This window comes from Polaromonas vacuolata (genome assembly GCF_012584515.1).
GTDB classification, from domain to species: domain Bacteria; phylum Pseudomonadota; class Gammaproteobacteria; order Burkholderiales; family Burkholderiaceae_C; genus Polaromonas; species Polaromonas vacuolata.
Window position 1 is genome coordinate 2,846,376 of sequence record NZ_CP051461.1, and the last position, 22,626, is coordinate 2,869,001.

Consider the following 22,626-nt stretch of genomic DNA (forward strand, 5'->3'; position numbering starts at 1 on the left):
CTGAATCATTAGGTGACAAAGTATTTATATAAACCATGCCAGCACTTATGCAAGACTCAGGCCAAAGTGGCCGACGCAGAAAAAAACGTTTTTAGATTTTTTTCTGCAAGCCGCTAACCACGTCGGGATAGTTCAGTTTCAAGCGCAATTCTTTTTTAAGCCGGCTGTTGTCCATACGGCGCGATTCAGACATAAAGCTCAATTGCATTGCCGGTAACAAACGTTGCGCCTCTGTGCGCGTTAAGCGCGGCGGCGGCGCCAGGCCGTAGAGGGACGCGGCCAAGTCAAAGTAGTCGCCCATTTTGAGATCGGTGTCATCGCTGACATTGCTCACACGCTGCGGCCTGCCGCGCCATAGCGCGGCTAAACAGGCGCGCGCTAAATCGTTGGCGTGAATGTGGTTGGTATAAACATCGTCCTCGGCCAGCAGCACCGGCGTGCCCTTGCGAAGCCTAGCCTCAGGCGTGCCGCCCACTCGATCGAGCGCATAAATACCGGGTATGCGCAAAATATGAACCTTGCTGCCGGTGCCGCGCCCGAACAGACGTAATTGGTCTTCCGCATCGACACGGCGCCAAGCGCGGCCAGTCTGGGGCGCTAAGGTGCGGGTTTCATCGATGTGCTGGCCCTCGCAGTCGCCATACACGCCGCTGGTTGAGCCGTAGACCAAGCTTTGCGGCAGACTGCGCAGCCGCAGCGCGCGTAGCAAATCTAGCGTTCTGGGATCGGTGCGGGCATAGGGGTCAAGATTCGGCGGCGGCGCTAAATGCAGCACTCTTGTAGCTAACGCTGAGAGCCGACGCAGCGTGCTTTTATCGTCTAAGTTACCGAGCAATGGCGTGATCTGCTGAGCGCGAAGCTCATCCAGCCGGGAGGCCGAAGAAGTCAGCGCCAGCACCCGAATCCGGGACGGTAGCAAACGCGCAGCGCGCATGCCGACGTCACCACAGCCAATGATTAAAACGCGTTGGCGGCGAAAGCGAGAAGGCAGTGCGCCTAAAGGGTTTGAGTTTGAGGGCAAAATTGGGGGATGCGCCGCTTTAGTGGCCACATTAAAAAACCAGATGTCTTAAGGATAACCACTATGAGTTTTAACATCACAGTATTGCCCAGCGGGCGATCTTTTACCGTCAACCCAGATGAAGCCCTGCTGGCAGCCGCCATCAGCCAAGGCATTGGCATGCCGTATGGCTGCAAAGACGGCGCTTGCGGGTCTTGCAAATGCAAGAAAATTTCTGGCACTGTCACGCTAGGGCCGCACCAAGCCAAAGCCCTCTCGCCGGAAGAAGAAGAAGCTGGATTTATCCTGACCTGTTGCGCAACCGCGCAAACCGACGTGGTGTTGGAGTCGCGCCAAGTCACCGACGAAAGCGCTTTTCCGATCAAAAAAATGCCGGTACGGGTTAACGCGTTAAACAAAGTTTCGCCCGATGTGATGGTGATGCGCCTGCAATTACCAGCCAGCGATGTGTTTAAGTACCACGCCGGTCAGTATGTTGAATTCTTGCTCAGAGACGGCGACAGACGCGCTTACTCTATGGCCAACGCACCACACCAGCAAACCGATAACCCGGGTCTTGAATTGCATGTTCGCCATTCGCCAGGCGGTAAATTTACCGATCCGGTGTTTGCCACCATGAAAGAAAAAGACATCTTGCGTATTGAAGGGCCTTACGGCAGCTTTTACCTGCGCGAAGAAAGTGAAAAACCGATGGTGATGCTGGCCTCAGGCACCGGCTTTGCGCCCATTAAAGCCATGATTGAGCACATGCAGTTCAAGGGCATTACCCGCCCCACGGTGTTGTACTGGGGCGGTCGCCGTCCACAAGACCTATACCTGCACGAATGGGTGTTAGCCAGAGTCGCAGAAATGCCAAACCTGAGCTATTTCCCCGTGGTGTCAGACGCGCTGCCTGAAGACGCATGGACTGGCCGTACCGGCTTTGTTCACCAAGCGGTTTTGCAAGACATTAGCGACTTTTCGGGTCATCAGGTTTATGCCTGCGGCGCGCCCATAGTGGTGGACTCAGCGCAAGCTGCCTACATTGCTGCAGGCTTGCCTGAAGACGAATTTTTCGCTGACTCTTTCATCACGGAAAAAGAAAAAGCTGCTGCGCTGACTTAACACGCGTTGGCTTAATCGGTGATGACGCTGCGCACTGAGCTTTGATCAATCAGCCATCCGCTTTTAGCGCGGCTAGCAATTAGCGCTTTTAAATTTGCTTTTTTTAACCGCTCTTTGTTGATTGTTCAGTGCAAAGCAGTGCAGCGCTTAATGCAACCCTCAGCATCAAGCTGGGGTGTGACAATCTTGGTATGAAAATCAAATACCAAAGTGACAGGGCTAGCTCTTCTAAAAGAGTGTTAATGGCGGGCCTGGCTTGCGCCATGGCTCTTTTTCTTGCACCCGTTAGCAGCGTACTGGCGCAATCAAAAGTCATACGCTTGATAGTGCCTTACGCACCCGGTGGTCCGATAGACGTGACGGCACGCATGATGGCTGAAGGGGTAAGAAATACCTTGGGCACGGTGATCATTGAAAACAAGCCGGGTGCCGGCGGCAACATCGGTTTGGACATGCTGGCCAAGGCTGCGCCCGATGGTATGACGATTGGAATTGCAGCCGTTGCAACCAATGCGATCAACCCTTGGCTCTACAGCAAAATGCCGTTTAATGCAGCGACGGATTTCGCACCCATCACGCAAATGCTGCGTGTGCCAAACGTGTTGGTGATGAATGCCGAAACCGCCAAGCGGCTAAATATCAACAGCGTAGCGGACTTGATTAAATATGCAAAAGCCAACCCAGCCAAACTCAATTACGCCAGCGGTGGCAACGGCAGCGCTGGCCATTTAGCCGGTGAAATTTTCAAAGCCAGAGCCGGTGTTTTCGCGCTGCACATTCCCTACAACGGTGGTAATCCAGCGCAGCTTGCCTTGCAAGGCGGTCAGGTCGATTTCAATTTTGATAATTTGGCAACGGCGGCTGCGGGTATCAAGTCAGGCAAGCTCAAAGCACTGGCTGTGACGACTTTAGCGCGCAGCAGTGCCTTGCCCGATGTGCCAGCGTTATCAGAAACGCTCAAGGGCTTTGAGATTGATACTTGGTGGGGCTTAGTTGCACCGGCCGGTACGTCCAAAGATGTGATTGCAAAACTGCATCATGCCTTTGCCGCAGCGCTCAATTCACCCGAAATCAAAAGCCGCTTCGCCTTGTTAATGGCCGAACCAGTAGCCAGTACGCCAGAAGAGTTTGCCCGCCTGATGAAAAACGAGTTGGCTAAATATGAAAAAGTAGTCAAGGCGTCGGGTGCTAAGGTGGACTAAGGTGGACTAAGGTGGACTAAGGTGGACTAAAAAATGATGGCGCCAGAGAACTGGATCTTCAAATTTCAGGTTAACCAGCAAACTCAATCACGCAAAAATGGCTGCAAGGCTTTAAACGTCAAGCGTGCCGCTCCGCTATAGCCAGCGGCAAACGCCAAACTGGCACGGGCTGCATCAGACAATTGCTGCGGATGGCTGATCAGCGCCATAGCGGCGGCAAAGCCTTGAGTCATATCGGCTACGCGCTGGGCTGCACCGCAGGCTTGGGCTTGCTCAGCGGCTTGGGCAAAGTTAAATGTGTGGGGGCCCATGACGATGGGGCAAGCGCAGGCGGCGGCTTCAATCAGATTTTGTCCACCTAAGGGCGCAAAGCTGCCGCCTAGCAATGCCGCGTCGGCTAGCGCGTAATACAAGGCCATTTCGCCGAGTGAGTCGCCCAGCCAGACATCGGCCTGCATCGCCTCAGCGCTGGCGCTTGGGCCGGCATCTGACCAGCTGGAGCGACGCGAAACGCTCAAACCCAGACCGCGCGCTAACTCGGCGACTTCATCAAAGCGCTGGGGGTGACGCGGGACTAGCAAAAAACGCGGGCTAACTAATCGCTTGGGCTGATCTTTAAACTGGCGAATCTGGCTTAGAAAATCGATTTCCTCACCTTTACGCGAGCTGGCAAACAGCAGCAGCGGTTCGGCCCGCTTCCAGAGGCGGCTTTTGGCGAGCAAGGCAGCATCCAGACTGACATCGAACTTGAGGTTGCCAGACACGCTTAGCCGCGTCACGCCCAAGCGGGCAAAGCGGCTAGCGTCGGCTTCAGTCTGCGCGAGTACAGCGCTTAAACCGCTATAAGCTGGGCGCGATAAGCTGGCCAATCGCAGGGCTTGGGCAAGGGATTTTTCAGACAACCTGGCATTGACTAACAGCATGGGCAAAGCGCAGCGCCTAGCCTCGGCTAGCGTGACCGGCCAGACCTCGGTTTCCATCAACAGTCCCAGGCGCGGCTTAAAGTGATGCAGAAACCGCCGCACCACCGCAGGGCTGTCCCAAGGCTGCCAGACCTGCACATCACCCGCACGCAATAACGCCCTGCCCGCCTCGCGTCCGGTGGCCGTGCCGTGAGTAAGCAAGATGCGCAGGTCGGGATAGTGTTCACGCAAAACCGCCAGCAAGGGCGCTGCTGTGCGCGTCTCACCGAGCGAGACCGCATGCAGCCACACCAGCTCACTTCGCGTTTCTAACGGCTGGCTGTAGTGGCCAAAGCGCTCTGCTACGGCGTAGCCATAGCCCGGCTCAAGCTGACCGCGGCGTGCCAGTTTGCGCCGCAGCAAGGGCTGACTCAGCCACATCACTAACGCATACAAACGCAGCATCAAGCGATTCATGCTTGGGCCGCGCATTGCCAAGCCTGCCATACCGCGGCGACCTCTGGCACGGGTAGGCCGTAGACGCTGAGCTGACGGCTTGGCTTTGCTGCGGGAAAAGAGACCGGCCCAGTGCGCCAGGCGGTGTCAAAGTTATACAGCTGCACGTGCGGTAAATCCAGTGCGACGGCAATGTGACTGACGCCGCTGTCCACGCCTATGACACCGGCACAACCAGCGAGCTCGTCGCACAAAGTATTTAATGCCAGCAACGGCATCACCACGGCGGCCGGGTATTGCCCGGCTTGTAATTGACTGCTGTTAAAGCAGTCCGCCATGGCTTGGCTGGTGGCTAATTCTGCGGCGTTGCCGTGCAGCAAAACTATCTGCATGCCGGCGGCATTAAAACGCAAACCCAGCGCCAGCCAGTGCGCCATTGGCCACTCTTTGTCGGCGCGTGAAGTACCGTGTACAAATGCAATCCGCTCGGGCTGAGCGGGCGTTGAATCGGCATAGCTGGCTGCGTTGGCTGAATTGAAAGACCGCAAGCCAAAGTTAGGCTCGGGCTTAAAACTGTAGTTAAGCGCCTTGGCCGCCAGCTCGCGGCCGCGCTCGACCGCGTGAATATGCGGCTTTATACGAATCGCCACATCGGCTAGCCAGCGCGTGGGCGCCTCGTAGCCAGAGCCTTCCGTTTGATTAGCCAGTGCATAACGTTTGCCGCCAGGCGCCAAGCGGGCCAGCCAAGAGACCACTGCCGATTTAGTCAAACCCTGCAAATCGATGACCGCGTCGTAGCGTTCACGCTGGAGTTCGGCTTTAAAGCTACGCCACTCCGCGCGGGTTGTCGCGGCCAAGGGCGATTTACTCCAGCGCCGAATCTTGCAGCCTATGCTGCGGTGCAACTGCGGCTGGCGCTCAAGCAAAGAAGCAAAAGACTGCTCCACAACCCAGTCAATCTGAGCGCCGGGAAAAGCGGCGCAAATGTCTTGCACCACCGGTAGGGTGTGAACGATATCGCCCAAAGACGAGAGTTTGACCAGCAGGATTTTCATGAATGATGGGCTAGCTTCAGGCGTTTTTTAGTGTGCAGAAGCCGTAAAACTCGCCTCTGGTTTGACACTGCGTAGCAGCGCCAACATGTCAGTTTCAATCCGCGCCAAAGCCTCAGCCGTGTGGCCCTCAAAACGCAGTACCAACACCGGCGTGGTGTTGGAGGCGCGAATCAAGCCAAAGCCGTCCGGCCAATCAACCCGTACGCCGTCAATCGTGTTGAGCACAGCCGGCGCAGCAAACTGGGCTTTTGCTATCAAAGCTTGGACGACTGTGTGCGGCTCACCTTCTACGCAAGCGACGTTGAGCTCGGGCGTGCTAAAGCTAGTGGGCAGGCCATTGAGTACTGGGCCGGCGTCGGGAGAGCGGCTAACTATCTCTAACAGTCTTGCGCCGGCGTAAGTGCCGTCGTCAAAACCATACCAGCGCTCTTTAAAGAAAATATGACCACTCATCTCACCGCCCAATGGCGAATCGACTTGCTTCATTTTGGCTTTAATCAGCGAGTGACCGGTTTTGAACATCAAGGCGACGCCGCCTGCGGCCTCAATCTCGGGCGCTAGGCGCTGCGAGCACTTAACGTCAAACAGTATCGTGCCGCCCGGCACACGGGACAGCACATCACGCGCAAACAGCATCATCTGACGATCGGGGTAAATATTTTGTCCGTCCTTGGTGACTATGCCGAGCCGGTCGCCGTCGCCATCAAAAGCCAGACCGATTTCGGTGTCACCGTCCTTGAGGGCTTGGATTAAGTCACGCAAATTCTCCGGCTTGCTTGGATCAGGATGGTGGTTGGGGAAGTTACCGTCCACTTCGCTGAACAGTTCTGTCACCTCGCAACCTAAGGCCCTAAAGATGGCGGGTGCCGATGCGCCGGCAATGCCGTTACCTGAGTCAATCACTATCTTCATAGGCCGGGACAGTTTGATGCCGGAGACGACACGATCTTGGTAATCAGCGTTCACGCTGACCGCGCGGATTTGGCCGGGCTGCTTGGGGAGAACCCAGTTTTCAGTTTCTATGATGTCACGCAGGGCTTGAATTTCGTCGCCGTAAATCGCCCGTCCCGCCAGCACCATTTTGAAACCGTTGTAATCCCGGGGGTTGTGACTGCCGGTCACCTGTATGCCGCTATTTGCCAGCGTGTTCGCGGCGAAATACAGCATGGGTGTGGTGACCATGCCCACATCGATCACCTCGACTCCGGCTTCGGACAAGCCGCGCATCAAAGCGGCTGCCAAAGACGCTCCGCTCAAGCGACCGTCTCTACCCACAGCGACGGTTTTTTCACCCTCTGCAATAGCGCGGGTGCCGAAAGCTTTGCCGAGGGCTTGAGCCAGAGCCTCATCAATAGTTGCCGGCACAATGCCGCGTATGTCGTATGCCTTGAAGATGGATGCGCTAACTTGCATGAGTGGGCCCTATAAATCTGGCCTAGCACGTTCCCAGTATGAGTACTGCGTGCAGGCCGAACAATTGTAGGCGGGGCTAGTCATCTTGAGCGCTGCCAACGACTCATCCACTGCTGCTCGGCGTATCATAATTTCTTACTCTCGCGTAAGCTCCGACTGCGGCAACATACCGCAGGCTGTGTTTGATTGCGACAGCGATGCGAATAGTCAAGACTAAAGCCATCAAAGTCGACACAAACTCAGACTCAAAGCCAAGCTAAAAGTCAATATCCAATAGGAATCACCATGCTATTTGATCCCACCATGGTTCAGAGCGACTACCGCAGTCCACTGGGCCGAATTATTTTGGCTGCCACGGATTCGGGTCTGGCCGGTTTGTGGTTTGATGACCAGCGCCACCTGCCGTCTAAAACCGTCGCTGACAAATGGCCAGAGCAGCCCAAGCACGCGTTGCTGCACCAAGCCAAAGCGGAACTTGACGAATATTTTGCCGGTCAGCGCAGGCAGTTTTCACTGCCCCTCGATTTGCGCAGCGGCACGCTTTTTCAGCAGTCGGTATGGCGGGCGCTGCTATCCATAGAACCGGGTCAGACCAGCAGCTACGACGCTATCAGCGCGATAACGGGTAGGCCAACAGCTTTTAGGGCTTGCGGCGCGGCGATAGGACGAAACCCGGTTAGCATCATCGTGCCTTGTCACAGAGTAATAGGCGCAAACGGGTCACTGACTGGCTATGCAGGCGGCCTGGCACGAAAGACGGCTCTGCTTCGCCTCGAAGGCGCGGCCTGCGTAGAACCCCAAGAAAGCTTGATTTGAATGCAATAACTGCCTTAACCACCCCAAACAAATGGATGAGCGACTTTGTACTGCTAGCCGCTATCTGGGGCTCTTCATTTTTATTTATGCACATCGGTGCGCTGGAATTTGGGCCGTTGCCGACAGCCTTGGTGAGAGTTGCAATTGCCGCGCTTTTTTTGTTGCCCCTGGTTTGGTTACGCGGCCAACTTCCGCAGTTGGTGAAAAATTACAAAAAAATATTTCTAGTCGGCATGCTTAATTCTGGCATTCCGTTTGCTTGTTATGCCTATGCTTTGCTGTCTATCAGCACCGGTATGTCAGCCATTCTTAACGCCACGGTGCCGATGTTTGGCGCATTAATCGCTTGGGTATGGCTTAGAGACAAACTCACACTGCTGCGCATGCTGGGCTTATTACTCGGCTTTGCCGGTGTCGCCATGCTCGCTTGGGACAGTGCCAGCTTTAAGCCCAATGCAGCAGGTGTAGCGCCAGCATGGGCCATGATGGCTTGTCTACTAGCTTGCTTGTGTTACGGCATATCAGCGAGCTACACCAAGCGCTATCTGACTGGCATCAGCCCTTTGGTGACGGCCGCCGGCAGTCAAATGGGTGCAACGCTAGGTCTGGCTTTGCCAGCGGCCTGGTTCTGGCCAACTGAGGTACCGGGCACTCATGCTTGGTTGGCCATGTTGGTCGTAGGCGTGTTGTGCACGGGCATAGCCTATATTCTGTTCTTTCGTCTAATTGCCAACGCCGGGCCGCAGCGTGCGCTGTCAGTGACTTATCTGGTACCAGTGTTCGCAGTGCTGTATGGCGTGCTGTTTTTGAACGAACATGTCACAGCTTGGATGCTACTGTGCGCTGCGGTAATTGTTTGCGGCACGGCACTAGCGACCGGTCTCATCAAGCTGCGCAGCAGGGCTGCGGTTTATTAAAAGCAATGGCATGTCCATGATTAATACCGGTGACGTCAATCCGCTCATAGACAAAGACAAAGGTAAAGCAGAGCGCATTGAGATTCAACGCCAAGCGACCTTGCTACAAGCCGATGGATTACAAAACGCTATTTTCAACAGCGTCAATTTCTCCAGCATAGCCACCGATGCCAAAGGTGTGATTCAGATTTTCAATCTAGGTGCTGAGCGCATGCTGGGCTACTCAGCCAACGAGCTAGTAGACCAAGCAACACCGGCCGACATTTCAGACCCGCAGGAAGTCCTAGCACGTGCCAAGGCCTTGAGCTTAGAGCTTGATACGCAGATCAAACCCGGCTTTGAAGCGCTGGTCTTTAAGGCTTCAGGCGGTATAAAAGACATTTACGAGCTGACTTATATCTGCAAAGACGGCAGTCAATTTCCGGCGATTGTGTCTGTCACAGCGTTGCGCGACAAGCTCGGTGAAATCATTGGCTACCTATTCGTTGGTACGGATAATTCGGTGCGCAAGCAATTCGAGCAAGCGTTGATTAAGACTATGGCAGAAACAGAAAAAGCCAATCTCACGAAGTCAGATTTTCTCTACCACATGAGGCACGAGTTGCGCACGCCGCTCAATGCAATCCTAGGTTTCGCACAACTACTTGAGTCAGGCAAACCGGAACCCACGCCATCACAAAAACGCAGCGTCGATCAAATTTTGCAGTCGGGATGGCATCTGCTTGAGTTGATGAATGAAATTCTTGACTTGGCGTTGATAGAGTCGGGCAAGCTCTCGCTACTCCTTGAACCAGTCTCGCTCGCCGAAGTGATGCAGGAATGCGAAAAAATAATAGAGCCGCAGGCCAACAAGCGCGGCATCCAAATCGAGTTTCCCCACTTTGACCAAGCTTGTTTTATCAACACCGAGCGCACGCGACTAAAACAAATTGTCATCAATCTTTTATCCAATGCGATTAAATACAACAGTGCCAATGGCTCGGTTTACGTCAGCTACAGCAACACCAGCCCGACGCGTGTGCGGATTGCGTTTAAAAGCACTGGAGACGGTTTAAACCAGGGCGGATTCAAGCTTGAAGTGCAACCGTATGCTGATAGGACTCTAACTGTTCCATAAAAACCTGATGCGGCGTTCGATACCCTAAACATTTTCTAGGACGATGATTGAGCCTGTGCATCGCTAAAGCAATGTCATCGTCGGTGATGCAATTAAAGCGCATCCCCTTTGGGAAAAACTGGCGAATCAAACCGTTCATATTCTCGTTCGCCCCACGCTCCCACGAGGCGTATGGATGGGCGAAAAAGAAATCTGCACTCAGCGCAGAAGCTATTCGTTCATGCTGGGCAAATTCCTTGCCGTTATCAGTCGTGAGAGTGTGCACGCAATGAGCGAACGGTTTGAGTAAAGTGATTAACGCGTCCCCTACGGCTTGCGCTGTTTTGAATGGCACGTGGAAAATTATTGAATAGCGAGAGACACGCTCATTAATCGTCACTAGTGCTTGCTTCTGCCCGGCACCAATCACCAGATCAGCCTCCCAGTCGCCAAAGCGCGCACGCTCAAGCACGATGTCGGGTCGCAGTTCTATTGAGACCTGGTGAGAGATGGTGCCGCGCCGTTCACGGCCACTGCTGCGTTTTTTTCGCGTCTTCTGGCAACGCAGTGTTTTATGCAAGGTGCCGCCCGCGCGTTTGTCAGCGTAGATGTACTGGTAAATGCTCTCATAGCTAACACCGGGTTGGTGGCTAGCTTCGAGGTGGCCGCTGATTTGCTCGGGGCTCCAAGCCTCAGCCAACTTTTCCTCCACTACAGCCCATGTCGAGTCAGCAACTCTAGGACTATTGGCGCAGGCAAGTCTACGTTCTTGGGCTTTGTCATTTGCCTGCTTAGGGCGATAGCCTCGTAGACCGCGGTTACGACGCAACTCACGGCTGATGCTCGATTTATCACGGTCCATCATTTTTGCAATTTCACTTTGATTGAAGTTTGCTTTGACGAGGATTGCAATCTGGTAACGTTCGTCACGGGTGAGGTGTGTGTAAATCATTCTGGGCAACTTTGACTTGGTAGTCGGGAAGCTTGGATGCTCTCACATCTCACCCACCCGTACGGTTAATTTCAAAGTTGCACTTCAGACTTGAATCCGCGCAGGAAGAAATTGCTGATTTGTTTCAAACATTTAATCGACTGGGACAGCAAGCAAACACCGAGCAAGACATAGGCTTAATGATGACTAAACGCTTGGTTGAATTAATGGACGGCAGTATTGGTGTGGAAAGTACAGTCGGAGTGGGTAGTAATTTTTGGATAGAAATAAACACCATCGGTGATAAAAACTAGTCTGTGTAGCCACTCGATTTACTGCCGCTCGCTAGCGTCTTAACGCTATTTTTTTTCCGAACTTAAGCAGCCTACTCTACGTTGAAAAAACTACTAACCTGATGCTAGTGAACAAAATAATCGCTAAAGACAAAAGTTTTCGGTTGTTCCCAGCAAAAGACTGCATCGCCGGCGTTATGCTAGCGCGTATCTGCCAGTCAGACTTGACACTCATGGACATAGATCTGCTTGGTATCCACGGCATGCAGACCATGCAAAATTTGTCTGCTGAGCCCAACACAGCGTATATTCCAGTCGTAGCCTTAAACGCTAACGCTGTGCCAAGAGACATCGAAGAAAAACTTGCGGCGGGATTTTTTTGCCACCTGAAAAAATCCATAAATATCACTGCATTTATGCACACGCTAAATGATGCGAGAACACTTTCTGGTGCCGAACAAAACAAAAAATCCAAGCTATAAAAATCATGACTATGACTATTTCACGAGCGGAAATACTGGCCGCGAAAATTTTAATTGTTGACGATCAACCAGCCAATATGGAATTGCTTGAACAACTTCTGGCTGTCACCGGTTATACCAACTTAGAGCAAACCAGCGATTCGCTTGAAGTGCTTGGACTTCATCAAAAAAATGATTACGACTTGATATTGCTCGATTTGAAAATGCCAAAGATGGATGGGTTTGAGGTGATGCAAGCACTTAAGCAACACGATCCAGACCACTACTTACCAGTCATAGTTTTGACCGCCGAACCTACACACAAGTTGCGCGCGCTCAACGCGGGTGCCAAAGATTTTCTCAGTAAGCCGTTTAGTTTGGTTGAAGTCAAAACACGTATTTACAACATGCTAGAAGTCCGCTTGCTCTACAAAATGCTGGCAAAACAAAATCAGTTTCTTGAGCAAGTCGTGAGTGAGCGGTCGATCAAACTCAGCGAAAGTGAGGCCCGCTTCACCAGCATGGCTAAACTGCCAGCACATTGGTATTGGGAGCAAAGCGCCAACGCGCAGAACACAACGATTAGTGGCTCAGCGCTTGAACTTTTAGGGCTCAGAATCACCGCCTTTTTCGGCCAACATGCGGCAGAAAAAATCCTTGGTTGGAATGTGTTGGAACAGCAAAAGCTGCAAGAAACCATCGTTAAACAGGAAGCGTTTCGAGACTTTAGATTTAGCCGCACTAATGAAGATGGCACGCAACAATTTTTTCAAGTCAGTGGTGAACCCATGTTCGATACTGCTTACCGTTTTGTGGGGTTTCGAGGCATAGGTTCAGAGCTAACGCCAAATACCTGAGCGTCTAAACGTCTAAACGTCTAAACGTCTAAACGTCTAAAAATTAGAAACACCAACAATGCTGAAAAATAAGCATTGCGTCAGGTACTAGCTAAACAAAAGACGGTCGTACTCTTTTTTGACTACCGCATAACATTCACAACTGCGCGCCTCTAAAGCCGTGCGATTGAGCGCGTAGATATGACCACGGCTGTAATGGATGACACCTGCGTCCTGTAGTTTGATGGCATTTTCGGTCACACTTTCACGGCGCACACCTAGCAAATTAGCCAGCAACTCTTGCGTCATGAGCAGTTCGGCGTTGTTTAATCGGTCTAAATTTAGCAACAGCCAGCGACACAATTGTTGTTCAAGCGCATGGTGTCGATTGCAGACCGCAGTCTGGGCTACCTGAATGAAAAGTGCATTAATGTAGCGCAGCATTAAAGACAGCGTAGGCCCGTGCCGGTTGACTTCATCGATTAAAACTTTGGCTGACATGCGATAAGCGGCACCTGCACTGTGCACCACCGCCCGGCTAGTCGCTAAGCCTCCACCCATCAGTAATGAAACGCCTACGAGCCCTTCATTACCGACCACGGCTATTGCAGAAGATTCACCATTCTTTGTAGCGCAAAGTAAAGAGACGACTGCCGTAACAGGAAAATACGCATAGGTTGGTGACTTTCCGGTGTCATTCAAGACATCACCAAGTGAGAGCTCTACCCAATCAAGCTGTACTCGCCAACGCTCAAGCTCTGCAGCTGGCAGTGCGGCGAGCAATGAATTTCTCATTAACTCGGCGTCAATGTCGCGCGTGCTTAGCTTGGTAGCGGAGTACTTTGGGATGCTGTCCATATTAAGTCTGTCAACAATCGCGTCTACGAGTGGCGCCTGTTCGTTGACTCTGTGTTTGTGTACGCAGTATAGAGACTTGTTGAAAACTTACGGAGTTTTAAGAAGACCGATGAGCGCTAGGCGCGCTAAAACAATATTTTTTACAACTTATCGTTGCATTTTTTTTCAAAAATATGTAACTTATTAATTCAATATGTATACAAACAAAACTTTTGGAGAAACCAGATGAACAGAGTTCCACCCAGCACACCAAAGCTCAAAATACTCACCCCACAAGACAGTAAAGACGAAAGTCCAAAACAAGTTAAGAGCGCAGAAAAAAGGATCACATCACCGCGCTTAGAGGCGCTAAAGGTGTCATTTAAATCTCTACAAAATCGTATGGCGCAAGTGAGCTCTTCAAGAAATATACCTACTGAGCTAATCACAAAGAAGGAGACTTGGGTTTGCTTAGAAAAAATCAATAACTTCATCACGGAAGTTTCAGAAAACCAAGGCAGATCCCAATCACTTAAAGCGATAAGCTCTGCTAGCAAACATTGGGGAGAAAAAGATTCAAGCGTAGAGATGTTAATTGGTGTTGAATTAAAAAATTATCTAAGTCAAGCATCGTTGAAAGATGTGCTGGCACTCAACAAGAATTTAGAGCGTGTTTGGCCAAATATTAAGGCAGAAGATGAAAACATTCTGACTATATTTCGTACGCATGTTGCCAACCATCTCATGGTGTTACGGGCAAGCACACAACCTTTTGTCATCCCTATGCAGTCGTTGAAGCCGCCATTGATACAAGAACTTTTGACATTATTAGTGGAATCTGAAATCGGGTTAGCGCTCAAAAAACCAACTGAATCCGGGATTACGTCAGCAACTGCAACTGCAACTGAGAGCAAAAAATCATCAGAAGAATCTACAAAAAAAGACATAACCCACTCTTGCTGGAAAGACTTAGAAAGAGCAAGTTTCAAATACAGAGATGAAGAAGGTCAATTAAAGCCACTTTATGATGCCTCTGGGTGGGACCCGGCAAAAGACGACCGTGATCAGCGCAAACTCAGTGCCATAGAGAAATGGCGAACTCTTGCGGGTGGTGACAGCGATGTCATGCTACGCAGTTCTAATCAAGCACAACAAGGCCTGTTTGGGTCTGTATTAGTTTTGCTTCAAACCAGCAACCAAACACCGATTAAATTTCAAGAAGATGCACTAGCAATGGACGGGGAGAACGGATATGTTTTGATTCCAGCAGAGACAGTTGGTTTTCCTACAGGTGGCAAGGAAAAGCTTAACTACACACTGAGCAGCAATGGCAAAGGGGGAATAAAAATAGAAGCTGATTACTCGAAGTCTGAAAATATTTTTTTTAATTCAGTAAGCTTACAGACATCAAGCATGATGGAAATTAATCCCAAAAGGAGTTCATTTGCAATAAGCTTAGTATTAGATATTCCAAAGACGGGTCCAATCACTGTAGAAAAAGCGCAATATGCTTTGAGTATTGATTTCTCTGATCCAAGTTTGAGTAAAAGTACAGCGGACACAGAAAGTAAGAGCGCTCAGCCAATCAAATCAGATGGCTAGACTTAGCTGTCGTGCAGACAAAAAATCTGCACTGTTAAAAACCAGACTAAAAAATTGCCCATTTCAAATATCAATCAAGGGTATTGATGAAATGAAAATAGAAAAAGCCACCAGTCTTGCGACTGGTGGCTTTAAATATTGGCGGAGCGGACGGGACTCGAACCCGCGACCCCCGGCGTGACAGGCCGGTATTCTAACCAACTGAACTACCACTCCTGGTAGATAGCGTTTAGCCTGTAAATTTCTCTACAAACCGAAGTGCTAAAGACTTCTTACCTAAACACTTTGCTTTTCAGCAAAATGAATATTGGCGACCCTACGGGGATTCGAACCCCGGTACTCACCGTGAAAGGGTGATGTCCTAGGCCTCTAGACGATAGGGTCATAACCTTGGAACATTTCTGCTCAGCCTATGAGTTTAACCTCAAAAACCACTCAGAAAACTAACAAAATACAAATAAAACCAACAAAATCTTTTCAGCGTTTTGGTGGAGGTAAACGGGATCGAACCGATGACCTCTTGCATGCCATGCAAGCGCTCTCCCAGCTGAGCTATACCCCCTTCAAAGACTAAGTAATTAACTACTTATTCACTGCTGAGCTTTAAATTATAGCTTGGAAATATTGCCCGATTTCAAAGTTTCAAAAGATTAATCACAACTTCTTTTTTCATCAACTCCAAGCTCGCATCAATCGACGGTGTTTGCGGTGTGCCCATTACCAACACCCGCACCGGCATGGCCAGTTGCGGCATTTTCAGACCACACTCTTGCAGCACTTGTTTGATGGCCGCTGCAATGGCTTGGCGATTCCATTCACAGTTAGCTAAGGCCTCGGCTAGCTTAGCCAGCGCCGGCTTGACGGCATCGGTGACGTGCGTTGCAAGGTCGATTTCACTGGCACTAGCACCACCGACTAAAACCTTAAGCCAAGCGGCCAACTCAACCAAAGTAGCGCAGCGATCTTTAAACAAGCCGCAACCGCGCACCAAACGATCTTGGCCTAAGGCCTGCATCACAGCGTCATCTAAAAAAGGCTGAACCAAAACGGCTAATGCCTCATCGCTACTGGCTTTGAGGTGTTGGGCATTAACCCAGCGCAGTTTGGCCTCGTCGAATTGGGCTGCGCTTTTGCCCAAGTGGTCTAGGCTAAACCACTCCAGAAATTGTGCGCGACTAAAAATTTCATCATCACCATGGCTCCAGCCCAAGCGGGCTAAGTAGTTAAGCATGGCATCGGGCAGATAACCCTCGGCGGCGTATTGGGTAACGGGCTTAGCGCCATTGCGCTTACTCATCTTCTCGCCCAGCTCATTGAGCACAGTAGGCAAATGCGCATAAACCGGAACCTCGCGGCCCAGGGCGCGAAAGATGTTGATCTGGCGCGGCGTGTTGTTGATGTGGTCGTCGCCGCGAATCACATGCGTAATACCCATATCCATATCGTCAACGACGACGCAAAAGTTGTACGTGGGTGTGCCCATTAACTCGCCCGGCTGAGCGGGTCTGGCGATCACCAAGTCGTCGAGTTCGTCGTTACTCACTTCGATACGGCCTTTGACTTTGTCATCCCAAGCAACAGAGCCGCCTTGCGGATTTTTAAAGCGCAGCACCGGTTGCACGCCTTCGGGCACGGGCGGCAAGGTTTTGCCTGGTTCGGGGCGCCAGCGGCCGTCGTAGCGCGGCTTTTCTTTGTCTAGGGTTTGCTGCTCACGCAGCGCGTCTAGCTCAGTCATGCTCATATAGCAGGGGTAGACATGGCCACCGGCTTGCAGCTCTAGCAGCACTTCTTTGTAGCGTGCGATGCGCTGCATTTGATAAACCGGGCCTTCGTCATAGTCAAGCCCAAGCCAGCGCATACCCTCCAAAATCACATCAACGGCGGCTTGCGTAGAGCGCTCAACATCGGTGTCTTCAATCCGCAAAATAAAATCGCCACCACTAGAACGCGCAAACGCCCATGGGTAAAGGGCTGAGCGAATATTGCCCAAATGAATAAAGCCGGTGGGTGACGGCGCAAAGCGAGTTCTGGTTTTAATCGTCATAGTTTTAAAAATTCTCTCAGACCGACAGACTGTCTAGGCCACGCGCCAAATCGGCTTTGAGGTCATCAATGAATTCCAAGCCGACGGCCACACGAATCAAGCCTTGGCTTATACCGGCCGACTGACGCTGGGCCTCAGACAGCCGTCCGTGCGAGGTAGTCGCTGGATGGGTAATCGTGGTTTTGGTATCGCCAAGATTGGCGGTGATACTGCAAACCAAAGTCGAGTCAATCACATGAAAAGCGTTTTTGCGTACGCTCTCAACATCCGCGCCCTTGACATCAAAAGACAACACCGCACCGCCGCAGCCTTGGCCATTAATGGTTTGCTGACGCATGGCCAATTCATGTTGCGGGTGGGACGCCAAACCGGGATAGTAGACCCGCGCCACCGCTGGCTGCGCTTCCAGCCAAGTCGCAAGTTCCAGTGCGCCAGCGCTTTGTGCTTGCATACGGATAGACAAGGTCTCCATGCCTTTGAGCACAACCCACGCATTAAACGGCGAGAGCGACATACCGCCGCTGCGCATCACGGGTATGAATTTTTCATCTATGAGTTTTTTCGTGCCGCAAATCGCGCCAGCAATCACGCGGCCTTCGCCATCTAAGTATTTGGTGCCGGAGTGGGTGATCAAGTCAGCACCCATAGTCACTGGCCGGCACAATGCGGGCGAGCAAAAGCAGTTATCGACGGCCAGCAAAGCGCCAGCGGCATGCGCGATATCGGCGAGTCCTTGAATGTCACACACTTCAGTCAGTGGATTGGTCGGAGTCTCGGCGAACAGCAGCTTGGTGGTCGGGCGCACCGCTGCTTGCCACTCGGCTAAATCGGTCTGGGAAACAAAACTGCTTTCAACCCCAAACTTAGCGAACTCACTGCCAATCAGCTTGATCGTCGAGCCAAACATAGAGCGCGAGCAAATCACATGGTCGCCGCTTTTCAACAGCCCAAAACACATCAGCATGATGGCGGACATGCCGCTAGACGTGCCTATGCAGGCTTCTGTGCCTTCCAGCGCAGCCAGACGTTTTTCAAAACTGGTGACGGTCGGGTTGCTAAAGCGTGAATAGGTGTAGCCCTCTTCTTCGCCGGAAAAGCGCCGCGCGGCAGTGGCAGCATCAGGTTGCACAAAGCTGCTGGTGAGGTAGAGCGCTTCTGAGTTCTCGCCATACTGGCTTTTATCAGCGGCTACGCGCACGGCCAAGGTGTCGCGGTGCAGGCCTTCGGGTAATTTCTTCTCTGTCATTGTGATTTACTCCTGTGGGTTGGGCAGCGCTAGGCGGGAGACATCGACGTCGCCATCCTCGCTGCTGTCCACGCGTTGCGCGTTCATTTTTGCAATCGTCTCGACGGTGATGTCGCCGGTGATGTAGACGCCATCAAAGCATGAGGCATCAAAGCCATTAATTTTTTTACTCAGCGAGCCAATCGCCCGCTTCATGCCTTCGACGTCTTGGTAAATCAGCGCATCGCAGCCAATGACTTGGCGAATTTCTTCTACCGTGCGGTCGTGTGCGACCAATTCATTCGGCGTAGGCATATCAATGCCGTAGACGTTGGGAAAGCGTACCGGCGGCGCAGCGCTGGCGAGATAAACTTTTTTAGCACCTGCATCGCGCGCCATTTGCACGATCTCACGACTGGTGGTGCCGCGCACGATGGAGTCGTCTACCAACAATACGTTGCGACCCTTGAATTCGCTGGCAATCGCGTTAAGCTTTTGGCGCACCGATTTTTTGCGCACGCCTTGGCCCGGCATGATGAAGGTACGGCCGACGTAGCGATTTTTAACAAAGCCTTCGCGGTAGGGAATGCCGAGCAAATGCGCAAGTTGGGAAGCACTCGGGCGGCTCGACTCGGGGATGGGAATAATCACATCTATCTCGTTGGGCGGGACGGTGGAGATCACGCGCTTGGCTAAGGTCTCGCCTAAATTGAGACGCGCCTGATAAACCGAAATACCGTCGAGCACCGAGTCTGGCCGTGCCAAATAAACAAACTCAAAAATACATGGCTTGAGCTCGGTTTTTTCCGCGCACTGCTGGGCGTGAACCACGCCGTTCAAATCTACAAACACCGCCTCACCGGGCTCAATATCGCGGTCAAGCTGATGCAGCGTGCCTTCAAGCGCCACCGATTCGCTGGCTACCATGACGGTTAAGCCGGCTTCGTTCTCGCCGTGCCCAATGCACAGCGGGCGAATTCCAAACGGATCGCGAAAAGCCAACATGCCGTGACCAGCTATCAACGCCACCACAGCGTAAGAGCCTTTAATGCGCTTGTGCACGCCGCGCACGGCGGCAAATACATCAGCCGGAGTGAGCGACAAGCCGCGCGTGGTTTTTTCTAACTCGTGCGCCAACACGTTGAGCAGCACCTCGGAGTCGCTCTCGGTATTGATATGCCTGTGATCGGTATTGAACAGTTCGGTCTTTAACTCGGCCGCATTGGTTAGGTTGCCGTTATGTGACAACACCAAACCAAACGGTGCGTTGACGTAAAACGGTTGTGCTTCGTCTTCGCTGTAAGCGTTACCCGCTGTTGGATAACGCACTTGGCCCAGACCCACATTACCCGGCAAAGCACGCATATTACGGGTGCGAAACACATCTTTGACCATGCCTTTGGCTTTGTGCATGTAGAACTTGTGGCCCTGCTGCGTGACGATGCCAGCGGCATCTTGGCCACGGTGCTGCAGTAGCAACAAACCGTCATATATCAACTGGTTGACCGGGGCTTTGCTAACGACGCCGACTATTCCGCACATGGTGATCCGATCATGATTTCAAAAAAATAAAAACTAATTCAAGAAGGCTGCAAAGCGCTCTGGCAACATGGGCTTGATGGTGGTCAGCGTGCTGGCCAGTACCGCCGCGCCCTTCGATTCCCGCCACCAGTCGCTGCTGTTTAAGCTGGTCATATTCATCACCACCGTGGCGACCAGCAGCAATATCAAACCGCGCACTAAGCCAAAAGCCGCGCCCATGGTGCGGTCTACTGGCCGCAGGCCAATCGCCTCAACCATCTTCTTTAAAACAACGGCGAACAAACCGGCGAGAAAGATGGCCGCAATAAAAACCAAAACAAACGCAGTGGCGTAACGCGCCGACTGGCTCAGAGACTGAATCGGCAACATCAGCGCTACGCTGGGTGCAATCCACTGCGCCGCATAAAAAGACGCGGCCCAGCCGAGCACCGACAACACCTCATAAACCAAGCCACGCAAAGCGCCCAGCAACATGGAGGCGAGCAGCAAAGCAAGAATAATCCAGTCAAGCGAGGCCACGACTGCCTTGGCAAAACATCACAGGGTCAAGATCGCAGCGGGCAGATCAAGCGTCTTGATCTTGCCAGCGGCTTTTTCTGCATCTGCACGATTGGTGAACGGACCAACACGCACTCGGGTGCGACTGCCCTCAGATGTTTCTATTAACTGGGTATAGGTCTTGAGTCCGGCTTTTTCTAGCTTGGCGCGAATCTCGCGGGCTTTGGATGCATCGGCAAACGCGCCTACCTGCACGATTAATCTCGACTCGCTGGCAGCAGATTCAACCGGATTGGTCACTGCTGGTGGGGTGGCTCGACCTTCAAGCAAAGCCTTTGCACGCGCGCCGTCTTTGGACAGCGCCACGGGTTTGTCCTCAAGAGTTTTGGCTTCAGCTTTAAGGCTGGGCTTGACCTCAGCGATTGGCGCTTGAACAACGGCCGGACTGACGGGCTTTGGCTCAACAAGTATTTCTTCTTTGGGAGACAGGCCAGCGCTAGGTGTCAATTTTTCAGCGGCTGGCACAGCGCTAGTGGCAACCGGCGCTGGTGCTGTAGGGACAGGCACAGCGCTAGGTGTTTCGGCCGTCGGCGACGTGGCGATATTGGTCTGAGCGGCCGGCACCACCAACGGCTTGAGAGTGTTTTTTCCGGGAATCTCAATCGCAATATCAATCGCAATCGGCCGTGGTTGAGTATCGAAAAGCAGAGGAAAAACCACAATGCCTATCAAAACCAGCAAGGCCGAGCCTATAAGCCGGTGCTTGGCGCGTTGACGTACGACTTCCAGACTCTCGGTTTGCGTGCCCGAAGTGGCATTGGAAGGTGCGGCTGCGCTAGTACGGCGAAAGTTAAAAAGCGACATGGTGCGAGGAGGTTTTCTGTAGGCTTTTAAGTGCTGAAGTGCTTGTAATTAAAGTCAAAGGCAAACTCGGCAAAGACAAACCGCAGCCTCAGCCAGGCTTAAACCGTCATATGCTTGGCTAAAAGACGCGGCACGCCATCTTTTAAAATACCACCCACTGTGTAGAAAGAACCAAAGACAACGATTCTATCAGCGGGGTCTGCTGCGGCTATTGCTGCTTGCAAGGCTTGCTCAGGACTAGAGAAAGAAAGCGTGAGCACATCTTTACGAGTTTGTTGCGCCAAAGACTTAGCCATTAAATCCGCGCCGCTAGCCGCTCTGGGTGTGGGTAAATCAGTGAAATACCATTTATCAATCAAAGGATTAATGCGTGCAAACATGGTCTCAAGATCTTTATCGCCCATAGCGCCAAAGATTCCATGCGTGCAAGGGTAAAAGCCCATTGCGTCTAAATTTTCAGATAAAGCAGCAACCGAGTGCGGGTTATGCGCCACATCCAGCACCAGCGTAGGCTGACCCGGGATGATTTGAAAACGTGCAGGCAAATCCACCATAGACAAACCATTGCGCACCGCTTGCGCCGTCACCGGCAGGTGATCCCGCACGGCAGTTAACGCTGCCAGCACACCCGCTGCATTGACTAACTGGTTCGCGCCGCGCAGTGCAGGATATGCCAGACCAGCGTAGCGCCGACCGCGGCCGGCCCAGCCCCACTGCTGCTTGTCGCCGGAAAAATTAAAGTCTTTACCAAACTGCCAGAGGTCAGCGCCGATTGCGGCGGCGTGGTCCAAAATGCTTTGTGGCGGCACTGGGTCGCTGCACACCACAGGTCGGCCGGCGCGCATGATGCCGGCTTTTTCAAAGCCTATGCTTTCGCGGTCTGGGCCAAGAAACTCCATGTGGTCAAGGTCAATGCTGGTGATCACCGCACAATCGGCATCAAGTATGTTGACCGCGTCTAGCCGCCCGCCTAGTCCGACCTCAAGCACCACCACATCTAGCTTGGCGTCTGCTAAGAGCAGCAAAATAGCTAGCGTTGTGAACTCGAAATAGCTTAAGGAAATCTCTTCCCCGCCCTGAGTTCTAGCCAGCTCGACGCGCTCAAAATAAGGCGTCAAAGCCTCTGGCGTGACAATCTCGCCGCGCACTCGGCAGCGCTCTTGAAAATGCACCAGATGCGGCGAGGTAAAAACCCCGGTGCGATAGCCCGCTTCTAACAATACCGCTTCGAGCATGGCGCAAGTAGAGCCTTTGCCGTTGGTGCCGGCCACCGTGATGATCGGGCAATCAAATGCCAAACCTAGGCGCAAAGCCGCAGCGCGAACACGCTCTAAAGTCATGTCTATGCTGATGGGATGCAGTCGCTCGCAATGGGTGAGCCAGTCTTCAAGGGTTTGCGGTGTGTTTTTCATGGATCATCTATTGTCGCCTTAGGCTGTTGTCAATGCTAAAAAAGGGGCTGCTGCCGACAAGCTAATTAAAGTGTTGGCAGACCCTTTAATGGATGAATG

21 protein-coding genes and 3 tRNA genes are annotated in these 22,626 nt (G+C 52.3%); 9 read left to right on the top strand and 15 right to left on the bottom strand.

Going from position 1 to position 22,626, the window contains the following annotated elements:
- Positions 1-91: 91 nt before the first annotated feature.
- Positions 92-1,021, bottom strand: a complete 930-nt coding sequence (locus HC248_RS12960) for an NAD-dependent epimerase/dehydratase family protein (protein ID WP_168922840.1) — start codon at positions 1,019-1,021, stop codon at positions 92-94.
- Between the two features lie 63 nt (positions 1,022-1,084).
- Here HC248_RS12960 and HC248_RS12965 point away from each other — a divergent pair, with 63 nt between their 5' ends.
- Both HC248_RS12965 and HC248_RS12970 read left to right on the top strand, forming a co-directional pair.
- Entirely contained in the window at positions 1,085-2,125 is a 1,041-nt protein-coding gene (locus tag HC248_RS12965) for a CDP-6-deoxy-delta-3,4-glucoseen reductase (protein WP_168922841.1), read from the top strand.
- A 242-nt stretch (positions 2,126-2,367) separates the two neighbouring features.
- Positions 2,368-3,327 carry a Bug family tripartite tricarboxylate transporter substrate binding protein gene (locus HC248_RS12970; protein ID WP_168922842.1) on the top strand — a complete coding sequence of 320 codons (960 nt, stop codon included), beginning with the start codon at positions 2,368-2,370 and terminating at the stop codon, positions 3,325-3,327.
- 83 nt (positions 3,328-3,410) lie between these two features.
- Here HC248_RS12970 and HC248_RS12975 read toward each other — a convergent pair whose 3' ends face one another.
- Genes HC248_RS12975 through HC248_RS12985 form a run of 3 tightly spaced genes read right to left on the bottom strand, consistent with a single transcriptional unit; the run spans position 3,411 to position 7,153 of the window.
- Positions 3,411-4,706 (bottom strand): 3-deoxy-D-manno-octulosonic acid transferase, encoded by a 1,296-nt coding sequence (locus tag HC248_RS12975; RefSeq protein WP_168923836.1) that lies wholly within the window; start codon positions 4,704-4,706, stop codon positions 3,411-3,413.
- Positions 4,703-5,740, bottom strand: coding sequence for a lipopolysaccharide heptosyltransferase I (waaC, locus tag HC248_RS12980; RefSeq protein WP_168922843.1), 1,038 nt, complete (start codon positions 5,738-5,740; stop codon positions 4,703-4,705). The genes HC248_RS12975 and waaC overlap by 4 nt, the downstream gene beginning before the upstream one ends.
- Before the next feature lie 27 nt (positions 5,741-5,767).
- Positions 5,768-7,153, bottom strand: a complete 1,386-nt coding sequence (locus HC248_RS12985; RefSeq protein ID WP_168922844.1) for a phosphomannomutase/phosphoglucomutase — start codon at positions 7,151-7,153, stop codon at positions 5,768-5,770.
- Positions 7,154-7,438: 285 nt separating this feature from the next.
- Here HC248_RS12985 and HC248_RS12990 point away from each other — a divergent pair, with 285 nt between their 5' ends.
- The 3 genes from HC248_RS12990 to HC248_RS13000 are packed head-to-tail and all read left to right on the top strand — an operon-like array spanning position 7,439 to position 10,003.
- Positions 7,439-7,969, top strand: a complete 531-nt coding sequence (locus tag HC248_RS12990; protein ID WP_168922845.1) for a methylated-DNA--[protein]-cysteine S-methyltransferase — start codon at positions 7,439-7,441, stop codon at positions 7,967-7,969.
- Positions 7,970-8,004: 35 nt separating this feature from the next.
- The gene (locus HC248_RS12995) at positions 8,005-8,886 is read left to right on the top strand and encodes a DMT family transporter (protein WP_168923837.1); all 882 of its coding nucleotides are present in this window, start codon (positions 8,005-8,007) and stop codon (positions 8,884-8,886) included.
- Between the two features lie 10 nt (positions 8,887-8,896).
- Positions 8,897-10,003, top strand: coding sequence for a PAS domain-containing sensor histidine kinase (locus HC248_RS13000; protein WP_337778949.1), 1,107 nt, complete (start codon positions 8,897-8,899; stop codon positions 10,001-10,003).
- Here HC248_RS13000 and HC248_RS13005 read toward each other — a convergent pair.
- Positions 9,954-10,934, bottom strand: a complete 981-nt coding sequence (locus HC248_RS13005) for an IS30 family transposase (protein WP_168920864.1) — start codon at positions 10,932-10,934, stop codon at positions 9,954-9,956. The genes HC248_RS13000 and HC248_RS13005 overlap by 50 nt on opposite strands.
- 32 nt (positions 10,935-10,966) lie before the next feature.
- Between HC248_RS13005 and HC248_RS13010 the strand changes: the two genes are divergently transcribed.
- The 3 genes from HC248_RS13010 (at position 10,967) to HC248_RS13020 (ending at position 12,524) form a co-directional block, all read left to right on the top strand.
- The gene (locus tag HC248_RS13010) at positions 10,967-11,227 is read left to right on the top strand and encodes an ATP-binding protein (protein WP_168922846.1); all 261 of its coding nucleotides are present in this window, start codon (positions 10,967-10,969) and stop codon (positions 11,225-11,227) included.
- 101 nt (positions 11,228-11,328) lie between these two features.
- Complete coding sequence (locus tag HC248_RS13015) at positions 11,329-11,688, top strand: response regulator (RefSeq protein ID WP_272953617.1); 360 nt, start codon at positions 11,329-11,331, stop codon at positions 11,686-11,688.
- A gap of 11 nt (positions 11,689-11,699) precedes the next feature.
- Positions 11,700-12,524: a response regulator gene (locus HC248_RS13020; protein ID WP_168922848.1), complete on the top strand. Its 825-nt coding sequence runs from the start codon at positions 11,700-11,702 to the stop codon at positions 12,522-12,524.
- A gap of 87 nt (positions 12,525-12,611) precedes the next feature.
- Here HC248_RS13020 and HC248_RS13025 read toward each other — a convergent pair whose 3' ends face one another.
- Entirely contained in the window at positions 12,612-13,298 is a 687-nt protein-coding gene (locus HC248_RS13025) for a Crp/Fnr family transcriptional regulator (RefSeq protein WP_168923839.1), read from the bottom strand.
- A 288-nt stretch (positions 13,299-13,586) separates the two neighbouring features.
- Here HC248_RS13025 and HC248_RS13030 point away from each other — a divergent pair, with 288 nt between their 5' ends.
- Positions 13,587-14,942 carry a hypothetical protein gene (locus HC248_RS13030; protein ID WP_168922849.1) on the top strand — a complete coding sequence of 452 codons (1,356 nt, stop codon included), beginning with the start codon at positions 13,587-13,589 and terminating at the stop codon, positions 14,940-14,942.
- A gap of 139 nt (positions 14,943-15,081) precedes the next feature.
- Here the strand turns inward: HC248_RS13030 and HC248_RS13035 are convergent.
- From HC248_RS13035 to folC, 9 genes are all read right to left on the bottom strand, one after another.
- Positions 15,082-15,158, bottom strand: a tRNA-Asp gene (locus tag HC248_RS13035).
- A gap of 92 nt (positions 15,159-15,250) precedes the next feature.
- Positions 15,251-15,326 (bottom strand) — tRNA-Glu (locus tag HC248_RS13040).
- Positions 15,327-15,428: 102 nt separating this feature from the next.
- Positions 15,429-15,504: transfer RNA gene (locus HC248_RS13045), tRNA-Ala, on the bottom strand.
- 72 nt (positions 15,505-15,576) lie between these two features.
- Positions 15,577-16,986, bottom strand: coding sequence for a glutamate--tRNA ligase (gene gltX / locus HC248_RS13050; RefSeq protein ID WP_168922850.1), 1,410 nt, complete (start codon positions 16,984-16,986; stop codon positions 15,577-15,579).
- A 16-nt stretch (positions 16,987-17,002) separates the two neighbouring features.
- The gene (locus tag HC248_RS13055) at positions 17,003-18,232 is read right to left on the bottom strand and encodes an O-succinylhomoserine sulfhydrylase (RefSeq protein WP_168922851.1); all 1,230 of its coding nucleotides are present in this window, start codon (positions 18,230-18,232) and stop codon (positions 17,003-17,005) included.
- A gap of 6 nt (positions 18,233-18,238) precedes the next feature.
- Positions 18,239-19,753, bottom strand: coding sequence for an amidophosphoribosyltransferase (gene purF, locus HC248_RS13060; protein ID WP_168922852.1), 1,515 nt, complete (start codon positions 19,751-19,753; stop codon positions 18,239-18,241).
- A 33-nt stretch (positions 19,754-19,786) separates the two neighbouring features.
- Complete coding sequence (locus HC248_RS13065; protein ID WP_168922853.1) at positions 19,787-20,272, bottom strand: CvpA family protein; 486 nt, start codon at positions 20,270-20,272, stop codon at positions 19,787-19,789.
- Between the two features lie 18 nt (positions 20,273-20,290).
- Complete coding sequence (locus tag HC248_RS13070; RefSeq protein ID WP_168922854.1) at positions 20,291-21,115, bottom strand: SPOR domain-containing protein; 825 nt, start codon at positions 21,113-21,115, stop codon at positions 20,291-20,293.
- Between the two features lie 98 nt (positions 21,116-21,213).
- Positions 21,214-22,527: a bifunctional tetrahydrofolate synthase/dihydrofolate synthase gene (gene folC, locus HC248_RS13075; RefSeq protein ID WP_168922855.1), complete on the bottom strand. Its 1,314-nt coding sequence runs from the start codon at positions 22,525-22,527 to the stop codon at positions 21,214-21,216.
- Between the last annotated feature and the right edge of the window lie 99 nt (positions 22,528-22,626).